This is a genomic window from Albimonas marina (genome assembly GCF_029223255.1).
Lineage (GTDB): Bacteria > Pseudomonadota > Alphaproteobacteria > Rhodobacterales > Rhodobacteraceae > Albimonas.
This window is the reverse complement of the sequence record NZ_JARHUC010000002.1, coordinates 794,987-808,728: the sequence shown is the minus strand read 5'-3', so window position 1 is coordinate 808,728 and position 13,742 is coordinate 794,987. Positions and strand designations below refer to the sequence as shown.

Annotated in this window: 10 protein-coding genes; 6 read left to right on the top strand and 4 right to left on the bottom strand. The window is 74.6% G+C overall.

The features are described from left to right. Window positions 1-61 precede the first annotated feature (61 nt). The 3 genes from P2H44_RS07430 (at window position 62) to P2H44_RS07420 (ending at window position 4,421) form a co-directional block, all read left to right on the top strand. Window positions 62-730, top strand: coding sequence for a response regulator transcription factor (locus P2H44_RS07430; protein ID WP_275762839.1), 669 nt, complete (start codon window positions 62-64; stop codon window positions 728-730). Continuing rightward, a complete protein-coding gene (locus tag P2H44_RS07425; protein ID WP_275762838.1) occupies window positions 723-3,197 on the top strand; it encodes a sensor histidine kinase in 2,475 nt (824 codons plus the stop codon). Before P2H44_RS07430 ends, P2H44_RS07425 begins: the two co-directional genes overlap by 8 nt. A 294-nt stretch (window positions 3,198-3,491) precedes the next feature. Then, the gene (locus P2H44_RS07420) at window positions 3,492-4,421 is read left to right on the top strand and encodes a L,D-transpeptidase family protein (protein WP_275762837.1); all 930 of its coding nucleotides are present in this window, start codon (window positions 3,492-3,494) and stop codon (window positions 4,419-4,421) included. Window positions 4,422-4,528: 107 nt separating this feature from the next. Here P2H44_RS07420 and P2H44_RS07415 read toward each other — a convergent pair whose 3' ends face one another. Both P2H44_RS07415 and P2H44_RS07410 read right to left on the bottom strand, forming a co-directional pair. Beyond that, window positions 4,529-5,635, bottom strand: coding sequence for an NAD-dependent epimerase/dehydratase family protein (locus P2H44_RS07415; protein WP_275762836.1), 1,107 nt, complete (start codon window positions 5,633-5,635; stop codon window positions 4,529-4,531). A gap of 81 nt (window positions 5,636-5,716) precedes the next feature. Continuing rightward, entirely contained in the window at window positions 5,717-7,378 is a 1,662-nt protein-coding gene (locus P2H44_RS07410; RefSeq protein ID WP_275762835.1) for an alpha/beta hydrolase, read from the bottom strand. Between the two features lie 205 nt (window positions 7,379-7,583). On the opposite strand from P2H44_RS07410, the gene P2H44_RS07405 reads away from it, so the two are divergent. Genes P2H44_RS07405 through P2H44_RS07395 form a run of 3 tightly spaced genes read left to right on the top strand, consistent with a single transcriptional unit; the run spans window position 7,584 to window position 11,453 of the window. After that, window positions 7,584-10,697, top strand: a complete 3,114-nt coding sequence (locus tag P2H44_RS07405) for an ATP-binding protein (RefSeq protein ID WP_275762834.1) — start codon at window positions 7,584-7,586, stop codon at window positions 10,695-10,697. Then, window positions 10,684-11,079: a response regulator gene (locus tag P2H44_RS07400; protein WP_275762833.1), complete on the top strand. Its 396-nt coding sequence runs from the start codon at window positions 10,684-10,686 to the stop codon at window positions 11,077-11,079. Before P2H44_RS07405 ends, P2H44_RS07400 begins: the two co-directional genes overlap by 14 nt. Continuing rightward, window positions 11,076-11,453, top strand: coding sequence for an Hpt domain-containing protein (locus tag P2H44_RS07395; RefSeq protein ID WP_275762832.1), 378 nt, complete (start codon window positions 11,076-11,078; stop codon window positions 11,451-11,453). Before P2H44_RS07400 ends, P2H44_RS07395 begins: the two co-directional genes overlap by 4 nt. Window positions 11,454-11,680: 227 nt before the next feature. On the opposite strand, the gene leuD is transcribed toward P2H44_RS07395, so the two are convergent. Together leuD and leuC are read right to left on the bottom strand one after the other, a co-directional pair. Continuing rightward, on the bottom strand, window positions 11,681-12,286 hold the full coding sequence (leuD, locus tag P2H44_RS07390) for a 3-isopropylmalate dehydratase small subunit (protein ID WP_275762831.1): 606 nt from the start codon (window positions 12,284-12,286) through the stop codon (window positions 11,681-11,683). Further along, the gene (leuC, locus tag P2H44_RS07385) at window positions 12,283-13,704 is read right to left on the bottom strand and encodes a 3-isopropylmalate dehydratase large subunit (protein ID WP_275762830.1); all 1,422 of its coding nucleotides are present in this window, start codon (window positions 13,702-13,704) and stop codon (window positions 12,283-12,285) included. Before leuC ends, leuD begins: the two co-directional genes overlap by 4 nt. Window positions 13,705-13,742 lie beyond the last annotated feature (38 nt).

Genomic DNA, 13,742 nt, shown 5'->3' with positions numbered 1-13,742 from the left:
GCGCCGACGTCACCCTCCGCTTTCCGGGGCGCCCCCCCGCTGCTAATTTCGGCGCATGAGAATGCTGCTGGTGGAAGACAACGACGACCTGGCCGAGACGATCATCGATCGCCTCCGCGCCGAGGGGCATTCCGTCGACCGCGAGCGCGACGGCGACGAGGCGAACGAGCTTCTGCGCCACTTCAAGTTCGACATCGTCCTGCTGGACGTGAACCTGCCGGGGCGCAGCGGCTACGAGGTCCTGCGCTCGCTGCGCAACCGCGCGGACGAGACGCCGGTGATCATCCTGACCGCGCGCAGCCAGATCGACGACCGGGTGATCGGGCTGGATGCGGGGGCCGACGACTACATGATCAAGCCCGTCGACTTCCGCGAGCTGTCGGCCCGCTGCCGGGTGCTGGCGCGGCGCCGGGCGGGGGCGGCGAGCAACGTCTTCGCCGCCGGCCCGCTGGTCTTCGACCGGGCGGCCAAGCGCGCCACCATCGACGGCCGCGACGCCCAGATGCGCGCCCGCGAGATCCAGCTCCTCGAGATCATGATCGACAACATGGGCCGGATGCTGACCAAGGAGGACGTGGCCGACCGCCTCTACACCTTCGAGGAGGCGCCGAGCCTGAACGCGGTCGAGCAGCTCGTCACCCGCCTGCGCCGCAAGCTCGAGGGCACGCCGCTGGTCATCAAGACCGCGCGGGGGCTGGGCTACATCGCCTATCTCTCGGACGATGACTGAAGCGGCGGGGACCGACGCGGCGGGGTCCGAGGCGACGGGGACCGGGCCGGAGGGGCCCGGCCCGGCGGGGATCGAGGCGGCGGGCCATTCGCTCCAGCGCCGGCTGCTGGTGTCGATGGCGGCGGGCTTCGCGATCCTCCTGGTCCTGATCTCGGCGCTGCTGTGGAGCTATTCGCGCAACGCCGCCAACCGCACCCACGACCTGCTGCTGGCCGGCGCCGCGCTCTCGATCCTCGAGCGGGTGTCGGAGGGGCCGGACGGGGTGACGGTGGACCTGCCGACCTCGGCGATGGAGATCCTGTCGCTCAACCCCGTCGACCGGGTGCAGTACCGCATCTACATCCCCGGCCGGCGCGAGATCACCGGCGCCCACGACCTGCCCGCGCCTCCCGCGCTCTCGCCCTCCGCGAGCCCGGTCTTCTTCGACCGGGACTATCGCGGCGCGGCGTTCCGCTTCGTGATCCAGGGCCGCCAGCTCGCCGGCTCGGACGGGCGGCAGTGGGTGGCGGTGCAGATCGGGCAGACCGTGGAATGGCGGCGCGCACAGCAGCTCTCGTTCTTCGGCGTCGGGCTGGCGGGGCTGGGGGTGCTGTCGCTGATCGGGCTCGGCTTCGTGTGGGTGGCGATCCGCACCTCGCTGTCGCCGCTGCGCCGGATCGCCTCCGACCTCGCCCAGCGCGACCCGTCGGACCTGAGCCTGGTGAAGGGCGCCCCCCCGCGGGAGATCCGCGGGTTGTTCGACGCGATCAACGACTTCATCCGCAGCCTGCGCCGTTCCCGCACCCTGACCGAGACCTTCATCGCCGACGTCGCCCACCAGACGCGCACCTCGCTCTCGGCCCTGCAGGGGCACCTCTCGCTCGCGGTGGACGCGGCGGATCCCGAGCAGATGCGCTCGCGCGTGCTGAAGGCCGACCGGCAGGCGGCGCGCACGGTGCGGCTGACCAACCAGCTGCTGGCCAACGCCATGGTCATCCACCGCTCCGACCGCTCCAGCCTGCGGCCGCTGGCGCTGAAGCCGCTGGTGCGCGACATCCTCGCCGAAAGCCTGCGCGACAGCCGGATGCGGCGGATCTCGCTGTCCTTCGTCGGCGACGGCATCGCCGAGGGCGAGGACGTGATCGAGGGGGACGGCGTCTCGATCCGCGAGGCGCTGCGCAACCTGATCGAGAACGCCGTGCGCCACGGTCCGCCCGACAACGCCATCGCCATCACGCTGGAGGGGGCGGGCCCCGACCTGCGCCTCAGCGTCGAGGACGCCGGCCCCGGCATCGCCGAGGCGGACCTGCACCGGGCCACCGAGCGCTTCACCTCGCTGTCGGAGACGAGCACGGGCTCGGGCCTGGGCCTCTCGATCGTCAAGGCGGTGGCCGACGGCCACGGGGCGGAGCTGCGGCTGGGCCGCTCGAAGCTGGGAGGGCTGGACGTGACCCTGATCTTCAGGCGCGTGCTCGCGGCGCTGCTGCTGGCGCTGGCGGCGTGGCCCGCGGCGGGCCCCGCGCGGGCCCAGACGCTGACCGTCCACAGCGCCACCGACGCCCCGGCCATGCGCCCGCTGATCGAGGCGTTCGAGGCGCGCAACCCCGGCGTGACGGTGGACTACGTGGAGTTCCAGACCCTCTCGCTCCACCGCTCGATGCTGAGCCTCGGCGCGAAGGTTCCGCCGGACGTGGTGATCTCCTCGGCGATGGATCTGCAGGTCGACCTGGTCAACCGCGGGCTCGCGCGGCGCATCCAGCTTCCCCCGCAGGCGGCGCCGCCCGCCTGGGCGGAGTGGCGCTCGGAGCTCTTCGGCTTCACCTTCGAGCCGGCGGTGATGATCTACGACACGACCGCCATCTCGAAGGCGGAGCTGCCGTCGAGCCACCGGGACCTGGCGACCTTCGTGCGCGAGAACGAGGCGCGGTTCCGCGGCCGCATCGGCGCCTACGACATCGCCCTCTCGGGCGTGGGCTATCTCTACGCCGCGCAGGACAGCCTCCAGGGCCCCCAGCTGCTGCGGCTGTTCGAGATCCTGGGCCGGGCCGACGTGCGCACCTTCTGCTGCACCTCCGAGATGGTCGAGGCGACGGCGCGGGGGGAGCTGGCCTTCGCCTTCAACGCCATCGGCTCCTACGCCGCCGCGCAGGCGGAGACGGAGCCCCACCTCGGCCTGCACTTCTTCGACGACTACAACCTGGTGATGACCCGCACCGCCTTCGTGCCCAAGGGCGCGCGGCAGGTGGAGCCGGCGACCCGGTTCATCGGCTTCCTGCTCTCGGAGGAGGGCCAGCGGATCATCGCCGAGCGCACGATCCTGCTGCCCGTGATCCGGTCGCCGTCGCCGTCCTCCCAGGTCGAGCGCCAGATCCAGAACCGCCTGGGCACGTTCCTGCCGATCCGCCTGACGCCCGGCCTGCTGACCTACCTCGACGAGCTCAAGCGCAAGGATTTCCTCTCGGCCTGGCGAACCGCGCTGGGGCGCTGAGCGGGGGCCGCGTCCGGTGCGCGGCCTTTTCCGGATCGCCGCCTCGAAAACTAACGCCGGGCGCGCTATGATGGACGCGCTTCGGTCGATCCATGCGGCCGCTCGCGACGGGTTCACGCAGAGCTGATCGGGGCGGAGCGGATCGGCGTCGGCTTCCGGCTTGCGGAAGTCCTTCCGGGACGTGGAAGAATGACGGGCCGAACGCCGGGGCGCGAGCTATCATTGTTGCACAGCAGCAAGATGCCGGAGGGAAAACTCCGCCCTGACTTCTGGATCAAGACGAGGATTTCCCGAATGGTCTTCGCCCGCACGAGCCTGAACCGGCCCCGCGCCCCGCGCGGCGGCGCGCCGCGCGCCGCTGGGACGTGGAGCCGCGCCGCGGCCCGCGCGCTCGGCCTGCTTGTCGTCGTCGGCGCGCTCGCCGGCTGCGCCGGACCGCAGCCCGGCGCCACCGCCTCGGCGAACGGCCCCGCGCCGATCGCCTCCGCCGCGTCCGTTCCCGCGCAGGACGCGCCCGTTCCCGCGCAGGACGCGGTGGTCCAGCCCGAGGAGACCGTCTCCGAGGTCGCCGCCAAGCAGGCGCCCGAGACCTACCAGCAGCTGATGGACCGCCACGGCATCCCCCTGCAGGTGCCCGCGCAGGGCAAGGCGATCCTGGTCAACATCCCCTCGTTCGAGCTGATCGCCTTCGAGGACGGCGAGCCGGTGATGCGCAGCCGCGTGATCGTGGGCCGCGACCACGCCGGCGACCGCACGCCGGAGATGACGACCGAGACCTCGGTGGTCCGCTTCCGGCCTACCTGGCGGCCGACCCCCTCGATGATCGCCACCGGCAAGTACGAGGACCGCACCTGGCCGCCGGGGCGCAACAACCCGCTGGGCCTGCTGGCGATCCGGCTGGAGCCGGGGATGATCATCTACCTCCACGGCACCAACCAGCCCAAGCTGTTCGAGCGCGAGATGCGCGCGCTGAGCAGCGGCTGCGTGCGGGTCGAGCGCTGGGACGAGGTCGCGGCCTGGGTGCTGGGCGTCGACGTGACCGAGGTGCACGAACACGCCAACGGCTCGCGCACCTTCGACATGGACGCTTGGGGAGTCCCGGTGATGATGCGCTACTTCACCCGCTTCCCGGACGAGGACGGCGAGCTGCAGACCCATCCCGACGTCTACCACCAGGGCGGCTCGAGCTACGGCATGGCCATGGAGCTCGCCGCCGCCGAGTGAGGGGGCCGGGCGGGGCCCTGCGCCTCCGACGCCTCTTCGACCGATCACCGGCCCCGCGGCGCGCGCCGCGGGGCCGGTTTCGTTCCGGGTCTCGTTCCGGGCGCCGCTCAGGGCAGGGGCGGCAGGATGCGGTCGGCGCGCAGCCGCTCGAACCAGTCGGCGAACATGTCCTCGGTGTCCTGGCACTCGGCGAAGCCGGCCTGGCGGATCTTGATGGTGCTCAGGAGGTTCGGGGCGCGGGGCGCGGCCGCGCCATGGGCCAGGATGCGGTCGGCGTAGTGATGCGACTCCCCCAGCAGCGCGGGCAGGGCGGGGGCGCGCAGGTCGTGGCGGGCGCGGATCCGGTCCCAGACCTCCGCCTTCGTCGGCAGCCACGCGGCCAGCGACAGGGGCTCGGGCTCGGCCGGCGCCTGGCCCAGCGCGCGGGCGATCGAGGGCCAGAGCGCGGTCCAGTCCGCGACGTCCCCGTTCGCGACGTTGAAGGTCTCGTCCGCGGCCGAGGGGGCCTCGGCCGCCCAGAGCAGCGCCTTGGCGACGAGGCGGGCGTCCGCGGCCTCCCACAGCCAGGCGGGGCCGCCGGGATAGGCGAAGGGGCGCCCCTCCTCGGCGCAGATCGCGGCGTAGGCGCCCAGCACCGGGGCGATGTTCATGGCCGAGCCCACGGCGCCCCCGAACACCACCTGCGGGCGCAGGATGGTGAAGGTCCAGGGCGCGCCGCCGCCCTTCGCGCGCGCCCGGGCGGCGGCGGCGCGCAGGTGATCCTCCTGCTCCCAGTAGAAGTTGGGATGGTCGTCGCGGGGCCAGCGCTCCTTCGCGGGGACCGGCACGGGCGGGTGGACGTGGCCGCCGTAGGCCTTCGCCCCCTGCAGGACCGAGACGTGGCGCAGCCCGCCCGCGGCGGCGGTCAGCGGATCGAGGAAGTTCGCGAACATCGCCCGGTTGGTCTCGATCTGGCCGGGGTCGAGCCAGCCCGCCACCAGTCCCGGCAGCTCGTGCAGGGCGGCGTAGACGGCATGGGTGACGTCGCCCAGGCGCGCGAGCGCCGCCTCGCAGGCCGCGCGGTCGGTCAGGTCGAGGGCCAGGTGCTCCACCCCCGGCAGGGCCGGCGGCGGTCGGCGGCACAGCGCGGTCACCCGCCAGCCGGCGCGCGCGAAGGCCTCGACGGCGGCGGCGCCCACCACGCCCGCTCCGCCCGCCACGATCACGTGGGACATGCTTTCCCTCCCTTATGGTCTTTGGCGGGAGGATAGGGGCGGGGGGCGAGGGGCGCCATGGCCCGCGCGCCGCGCCGGCGCTCAGTTCGCGCAGCCCTCGCCCGGCTCGCCCCGGCACAGGGCCTTCAGCGCCTCGACCTGCGCCTCGCTCCAGCCCTCGGGCGCGGTCAGGGCGCGCCATCCGTCGATGTATTCGGCCGCGGCGTAGTTGTGCCCGAAGCCCGAGGGCGTCCCCAGCGCCAGCATCATGTCGAGCGCGAGCTGGAACTGGGTGACGATGGGCAGGAAGCGCATCTTGGGCGAGACGTCCGGCGCCGGCGGCTCGCGCATCCACTGCGGCGGGCGCCACAGCGAGGCGGGCTCGTAGAACACGATCGCGTCCGAGGCGTGCTGGAGGTAGACGATGCGGATCGGCGACCACGGCGCGCTCGCCCGCTCGAGCCCGCCGTATTGCGAGAAGAACCTCACCAGCGCCCCGTCCGCCACCACCGGCGAGACGTAGGGCGAGGCCGGGTCGCGCCGCGCCACCACCTGCCGCCACATCCGCGACAGGAACGGCGGGCCGGCCCAGAAGGCGCCCTGGATCGGGTCGCCGAAGATCTCGAACAGGTCGACGGCGTGCATCGAGGACCAGGCCCCCAGGCTCAGCCCGTGGATGTAGAGGCGCGGGCGCGTCTCCTTCGGCAGCTCGCGCCAGTAGCGGTAGATCGTGCGCACCGTCGCGTCGGCCTGGTCGAGCCCGGTCTCGGTCTCGAAGATCAGGGCCATGGGGGACTGCATGTAGGAATACTGCACCGCCACCGTCGCCACGTCCCCGTCCAGCAGATACTCCATCGGGTCGTGGGAGGCGGGGTCGAGCCAGCCGGTGCCGGTCGGGGAGGCCACCACCAGCACCTCGCGCTCGAAGGCGCCCAGCCGCTCCAGTTCGGCGAGCGCGAGGCGGGCGCGCGCCTCCGGGTCGTCGTCCTGGGCGCGGCCGACGTAGACGCGGATCGGCTCGCGCGCGGGGCGCCCGGTCAGCGCCGAGATCGCCGCGGCGTCCGGCCCGTCGAGCACGAAGTTGCGCCCGGGCTGGCCCATCAGCCGCCAGTCGACCAGCGAGCCGGAGCCCCCCGCCTTGTTCGGATCCTGCGGGCCGGGGGGCGCGTCGGCGAACAGGAACTGCGCGTCGGCATAGGCGTCGTCGAGCGTGCGGATCGCCTCGGGCACCAGCCCGTCGATGGTCAGCACGAACAGCAGCCCGCCCGCCCCCAGCGCGCCCAGCAGGTTGGCCGTGCGCCGGGGCATCACCCGGTCGAGCCGCGCGCGCAGCAGCGTGAACAGCCACAGCGCGACCAGCCCCAGCACGAAGCACAGCGCGAAGACCCCCGCCGCCAGCGCCAGCATCGGCGCCCACTGGGTCGCCTCGACGGGGTCCATCGCCAGCCGCTCGCGGATCGAGTTCTGCCAGGCCGTGCTGCGCCCCACCGCGAAGAGCCAGCCGCCGAGGGTCACGAGCGTCGCCGCCCAGGCCCCCGCGCGCCCGGCGCGCCCGCGCGCCGGCGGCAGGCCCAGGCCCAGCCATAGCAGCTGCAGAGCGCGTCCCAGCAGGTAGCCCACCCCGGTCAGCAGCCCCCCCAGCGCCCCCTGGAACGCCCAGTCCCGCGGTATCAGCGAGGGCGTCAGCGAGGCGGCGAAGAACGCCAGCCCCAGCATCAGCGGCAGGACGAACAGGCCGACGCCTCCGAGCAGGGGGATCTTCATGGGGGCCTCCGCCTTCGTCGCGCCGCGCGCCGGCGTCGCGCCACGCTCGCAGGGCCGGGCCCCGGCCGCAAGCCGGCGGCGGGCGCGGGGGCGTGCGGAATTCCGGCGCGAGGGGGGCGCGCGTTTACGATCTCTTCGCCTTGTTGGGAAAGGATCGCCGCCGCCCCGGACGCGCCCGCGCCGCGGGGACCGGACGGAGAACGGAATGCGTCTCGCCTCGCGCAGCGAACCTCGCCTCGCGGTCATCGTGATGGCCGCGGTCAGCCTGTCGGTGATCTTCGCCGCCGTGCTGCTGTCGGCGGGTCTTCAGACCCGCCTGCGCGACCAGGCGCTGGAGCGCAGCGCGGCGGAGCTGGAGGTGCAGTCCCGCTTGCTGTCGTCGCGCGTCGCGGCCTATCTGCGCCTGGCCGACGCGCTCTCGCGGATGCCGCCGCTGGCGGGGCTGCAGCGGTCGGGCGCCACGGGCGTCGACCTGCAGGACGGCTCCACCCGCCGGCAATGGATCGACCGGCTGGCCACGATCTTCGAATCGACCCTGCGGGCGGAGCGGGACGTGTTCCAGGTCCGCTACATCGACGGCGGGCCCGAGCGGCGGGAGGTCGTGCGCCTCGACCGCATCGACGGGGAGCTGCGCCGCACCCCGCCCGAAGAGCTGCAGGCCAAGAGCGCGCGGGGCTACATGCTGACCGCCGGCGCGCGCGGCGCGGCCCCTCCCTTCGCCACGCCGATCGAGATGAACCGGGAGCATGGGGCGATCGACCCGCGCCGCATCCCCACGCTGCGCGCCGTCGCCCCGGCGCTGGACCCCGACGGGCGGGTGCAGGGCTGGATCGTGCTCAACGTCGACCTGCGCCGAACCCTGCTCGCGATCAGCGCGGCCGAGGCGCCGGCGTCCGCCCCCCGGATCGTGGACGCCCAGGGCCGCTACGCGGCGACCCTCGATCCCGCCCGAGAGGACGCGATGGCCGCCGAGACGCCGGGCGCAGCCTGGAAGGATCTTCCCGGCATCGCCGAGAGCCTGGCCGAGGCCGCCGCCTTCCCGCCGACCTACGCCCTCGAAGCCGCCGGCCGCCGCACGCTGGTCGTCGCCGCGCCCCTGCGCATCGCCGACATGGCCCCCCCGCGCGACTACATGCTGGCGTGGGAGCGGTCGTCCGAGCCGGTGGAGGCGTTGATGGCCGCCGCGCGGCGCGACGCGCTGCTGGCGGGCCTGGGCGCGACCGCGCTGGCCGGGGCCCTGGCGCTGGCGCTGGGCCGGCGCCTCGCCCGGCCGCTGCGCCGGCTCGCCGCCGCGGGGGAGGCGATGACGGCCGGCGTCGACCCCGAGGCCGTGGACTGGCCCGCCGAGGGCGTGCAGGAGGTGCGCCTCACCGCCGCGGCCTTCCGCGAGATGGCGATCCGCGCCCGCGACCGGCAGGAGGAGCTGCGCGCCCGCGAGGCGCGCCTCGCCGCGGTGATGGACGGGGCGGCGAACGGCATCGTCTCGATCGACGCCCGCGGCCGGGTCCGCTACGCGAACCGCGCCCTGCTGGAGATGTTCCGCTACCGGCGGGAGGAGCTCCTGGGCCGCAACGTCTCGATCCTCGCGCCCGAGCCGCACCGCTCCGCCCACGACGCCTATCTCAGGGCCTACGCCCTGACCGGGGCGGGGCGGATCCTGGGCCGCTCGCAGGAGCGCGAGGCGGTGCGCGCGGACGGGGAGCGGTTCCCCGTGCGCCTGGTCGTCACCGCCCATCGCGTGGACGGGGAGCCGACCTTCACCGGCCAGATCGCCGACCTCTCCGAGGAGCGGCGGACCGAGCGGATGAAGGCCGAGTTCATCTCCACCGTCAGCCATGAGCTGCGCACCCCGCTCGCCTCGATCAAGGGCTCGCTGTCGCTGCTGCGTGCCGGCGTGGCGGGGGAGCTGCCCGAGGCCGCGACCGAGATGCTCGACATGGCCCAGGCCAACGGGGAGCGGCTGATCCGCCTGATCAACGACATCCTCGACATCGAGAAGATCGCCGCCGGCGGCATGCCCTACGACCGTCGCCGCCTGGACCTGCGCGCGCTGGTCGAGGCGACGGTCGCCGAGACCGCCTCGATGGCCGCCGAGCGGGGCGTGCGCCTGGTCGCCGAGCCCGCCGAGCCCCCCGGCCCGGCCGAGGCGCTGGCCGATCCGGGGCGCATCTCGCAGGTGCTGGCCAACCTGATCTCCAACGCGATCAAGCACTCCGACGCCGGCGGCGCGGTGCGCGTCTCGGTGGCGCGCGAGGACGGCGCCTGGCGCGTGGCGGTGGCCGACGAGGGGCCCGGCGTGCCGCCCCATTTCCGCGACCGCATCTTCAGCCGCTTCGCCCAGGCCGACGGCTCCGACAGCCGGGCGCGCGGGGGCACGGGCCTCGGGCTCAGCATCGCGCGCGCCATCGTCGAGGCGCATGGCGGCGAGATCGGCTTCGAGTGCCCGCCCGGGGGCGGCTCGATCTTCGCCTTCCGCCTGCCGGCGCTCGACGCCGAGGCGGAGGGGCAGGGCGCGCCCGCCGCGCCGCCGCAGCCGGCGATGATCTTCGCGCGCGACCCCGACCACCGCGCGGCCCTGGTCGCCGCGGTCGAGGCGATGGGCCTGCGCCCCGAGCCGACCGACGACGCGGAGGCGGCGATCGCGCGCCTCTCCCGTCTCGATCCCGCCGCGGTGGTCCTCGACGGGACGGCGGCGGGGGAGGACTGCCGGCGCATCGTCGAGGCGCTGCGCGCGCTCGACCCCGGCGCCGCGATCCCCGCGATCCTGTTCGCGCCCGCCCCGCTCGACCCGCAGGCCGGCGGCCCGGCGCTGCCCCGGCCGGTGGAGGTGCTGGAATGGCCCGCGGGCCGGGTCGATCCCGTGCGCCTGCGCCGCGCCATCGCCGACCGTCTGGGGGAGGGGGCGCGGGTGCTGGTGGTCGAGGACGACGACGACCAGGCGCGCCTGCTCGCCCGCGCGCTGGAGGGCGTGGCCGCGACCGAGCGGGCGGCGAGCTGCACCGCGGCGCGCGCGATGCTCGAGCGCTCGGTCTACGACGCGGTGATCCTCGACCTGCGCATGCCCGACGGCCGGGGGGAGAGCCTGGTGGCCACGATCCGCAGCGCCCGGCCCGAGGCGCCGCTGGTGCTGGTCTATTCCGTCGAGGAGGCCCGCGCCGCCCTGCGCGCGCGGGTGGACGCGGCCTTCCTGAAGTCGGCGATCGACCCCTCGGCGCTGACCGCCGCGCTGACCCGCCTGCTGCAGCGCCGGGCCGCCCGCCGCGCGGGTCCGCCCGCCCCCGACCGCCCGCTGGAGGAGGCCGCCGATGATCGCCCGTGACCTGCGGCGCATCGCCTGCGTCGAGGACGAGCCCGACCTGCGCCGGATCTGCGAGTTGACGCTCGTGCGCCTGGGCGGGTTCGAGGTGCAGGTCTTCCCCGACGGCCCCACCGCGCTGGCGAGGCTGGAGGGGTTCGCCCCCGACCTCGTGCTGCTCGACGTGATGATGCCGGGGCTCGACGGGCCCGCGGTGCTGGCGCGGCTGCAGGCGACGCCGGCGCTGGCCGCGATCCCGGTCGTGTTCATGACGGCGAAGGCGCAGGCGGCGGAGGTCGCGCGGTTCCGCGCGCTCGGCGCCTGCGACGTGATCGTGAAGCCCTTCGACCCGCTGTGCCTGCCGGACCGGGTGCGGGGCATCTGGAGGGAGCTGGAGGGCGCATGATCGACGCGGGCCTGAGGCAGGAGCTGCGCAAGCTGATCGAATCCTTCGTGGTCAACATGCGCGCGATGACCGCCGAGATCGAGGCGGCGGTCGAGGACGGCCGCCAGGGCGCGCGTCCGGCCGCCGAGGTCTGGGACGTGCTGCGCGCGGTCGCCCACCGGATCTCGGGCAGCGGCGCCTCCTTCGGCTTCGTCGAGATCGCGGCCGTCGCCCGCCGCATCGACCTGCGCGCGGCCGGCGTCCTCGAGGGCGGGGCCCCGGCCTGCGCAACGCCCCCCTGGACCGACGACGAGGTTCTGCGCGACCTGCCCGCCCTGCGCGCGCTGGTCGACGCGGCCGCGGCGACGGACTCGCCGCTCTATCCGAAGGCCTGAGCCCGAGCGCCGCGGGCCGGCGCCGGTCGCGATGGCCGGGGGGGGCCGATCCCGCCGCCTCGGCGGGGGGCGGCGACCGGGACAGGGCGACAGGCGCGCATCGGCCTCGCCCGCCCGGTCCGCAGGGCGGCGGGGCGCCGGCTCCGGGGTCTGAGACGCAGGCCGAGACCGGGGCCCGGGTCAGGGCGGCGGCCCGGGCCGGGAGGCGGGCCGGGGCGCCCGCCCGCTCAGTCGGGCGAAAGCTGCGCCCAGGGGCGGGCGGCGGCGTCGGCCCTGGCGAAGGCCGCGATCTCGGCGGCGCGCGACAGGGTCAGGTCCACGTCGTCCCAGCCGTTCAGCAGCTTGGTGCGCCAGACCGGGTCGATGGCGAAGGCGATGGGGTCGCCCGCGCCGCGGATCTGCTGGGCTTCGAGGTCGACGGTCAGCTCGGCCCCGGCCGCCGCGGCGGCCAGCAGCGCCTCGGCCTCCGCCTCGCTGACCGTGGCGGGGACCAGGCCGTTGTTGACGGCGTTCGAGGCGAAGATGTCCCCGAAGCTGGGCGCGATCACGCAGGCGAAGCCGAAGTCGACCAGCGCGTAGACCGCCGCCTCGCGCGAGGAGCCGCAGCCGAAATTGCGCCGCGCCACCAGCGCCCGCGCGCCCGGATGGGCGTTGAGCGGAAAGGCGGGGTCGAGCGCGCCGGCCTCGTCCCGGCGCAGGTCGTGCAGGAGGAAATCTCCATAGCCCTCGCTGCGGGGCCGCGACATGAAGCGGGCCGGGATCAGCTGGTCGGTGTCCACGTTCGACAGGGGCAGCGGGCAGGCGGGGGCGGTCAGGGTCGTGAAGGGCGTCACAGGGCGGTCTCCCCCAGGATCTCGCGCACGTCGGCCAGCCGGCCGGCGACGGCGGCGGCGGCGACCATGGCCGGGCTCATCAGGTGGGTGCGCGCACCCGGCCCCTGCCGGCCCTTGAAGTTGCGGTTGGTGGTCGAGGCGCAGCGCTCCCCCGGCGCCGCGACGTCGCCGTTCATGCCCACGCACATCGAGCAGCCCGAGGCGACCCACTCGAGCCCCGCGTCGGTGAAGATCCGGTCCAGCCCCTCCTGCTCCGCCTGCGCCTTCACGATCATCGAGCCGGGCGAGACCAGCCCCGGCACCTTCGCCCGCCGCCCCGCGAGCACCGCGGCGGCGGCGCGCAGATCCTCGATCCGCGCGTTGGTGCATGAGCCGATGAAGACCCGGTCCACCGTCACCTCCTGCAGCCGCTGGCCGGGCCGCAGGCCCATGTAGTCGATGGCCTCGCGCGCATGGGCGGCGCGGGAGGGGTCCGCGATCCGCGCCGGGTCCGGCACCGCCCCGTCGATAGGCAGCGCGTCCTCGGGCGAGACGCCCCAGGTCACGGTGGGGGCGATGGCGGCGGCGTCGATCGCGACCTCCCGGTCGAAGGCGGCGTCGGCGTCGGAGGGGAGCGCCGACCACGCCTCGACCGCCTGCTCGAACAGCGTGCCCGAGGGGGCGTGCGGGCGGCCCTTCACGAAGGCGAAGGTGGTCTCGTCCGGCGCCACCATCCCGCAGCGGCCGCCGGATTCGATCGACAGGTTGCACAGCGTCAGCCGGCCTTCCATCGACAGGGCCCGCACCGCCTCGCCCGCGTATTCGATGGCGTGGCCCCGCGCGCCGTCCGCCCCGACGGTCGCGATGAAGGCGAGCGCCATGTCCTTGGCGGTGATGCCGGGGGCGAGCCGGCCGTCGAAGCGCACCCGCATCCGCTTCGGGCGGCGCTGCCACAGCGTCTGGGTCATCAGCACATGCGCGACCTCGGAGGCGCCGATGCCGAAGGCGATGGCGCCGAAGGCGCCGTGGGTGGAGGTATGCGAGTCGCCGCAGACCATGGTCAGGCCGGGCAACGTGAACCCCTGCTCGGGGCCCATCACGTGGACGATGCCCTGGCGGGGGTCGTTCAGGCCGAACAGGCGCACGCCCTGTTCGGCGGCGTTGCGCTCCAGCCTGCGGACCATGTCGGCGATCTGCGGCTGGGCGGCGGAGAGGTCGCGGGTGCGGGTGGGCACGTAGTGGTCGGCGATGCCGATGGTCAGCTCCGGCCGCGCCACCGTCGCGCCGCGCTCGCGCAGGCGGGCGAAGGCGTGGTGGGAGCCTTCGTGCACGAAATGCCGGTCGATCCACAGGAGCGACTGGCCGTCCTCGCGCTCGACGACGACGTGGGGATCCCAGACCTTGTCGAACAACGTGCGGGGGGCGGCGACGGAAGTCATTGCGGTCTCCTTCTCAGGGGGGAGATTGGGGGTCCGGC

Excerpts from the sequence above, each read along its gene's own strand:
- P2H44_RS07430 (WP_275762839.1), top strand. The coding sequence starts at position 62 with ATGCTGCTGGTGGAAGACAACGACGACCTGGCCGAGACGATCATCGAT.
- P2H44_RS07425 (WP_275762838.1), top strand. The coding sequence starts at position 723 with ATGACTGAAGCGGCGGGGACCGACGCGGCGGGGTCCGAGGCGACGGGG.
- P2H44_RS07420 (WP_275762837.1), top strand. The coding sequence starts at position 3,492 with ATGGTCTTCGCCCGCACGAGCCTGAACCGGCCCCGCGCCCCGCGCGGC.
- P2H44_RS07415 (WP_275762836.1), bottom strand. The coding sequence starts at position 5,635 with ATGTCCCACGTGATCGTGGCGGGCGGAGCGGGCGTGGTGGGCGCCGCC.
- P2H44_RS07410 (WP_275762835.1), bottom strand. The coding sequence starts at position 7,378 with ATGAAGATCCCCCTGCTCGGAGGCGTCGGCCTGTTCGTCCTGCCGCTG.
- P2H44_RS07405 (WP_275762834.1), top strand. The coding sequence starts at position 7,584 with ATGCGTCTCGCCTCGCGCAGCGAACCTCGCCTCGCGGTCATCGTGATG.
- P2H44_RS07400 (WP_275762833.1), top strand. The coding sequence starts at position 10,684 with ATGATCGCCCGTGACCTGCGGCGCATCGCCTGCGTCGAGGACGAGCCC.
- P2H44_RS07395 (WP_275762832.1), top strand. The coding sequence starts at position 11,076 with ATGATCGACGCGGGCCTGAGGCAGGAGCTGCGCAAGCTGATCGAATCC.
- leuC (WP_275762830.1), bottom strand. The coding sequence starts at position 13,704 with ATGACTTCCGTCGCCGCCCCCCGCACGTTGTTCGACAAGGTCTGGGAT.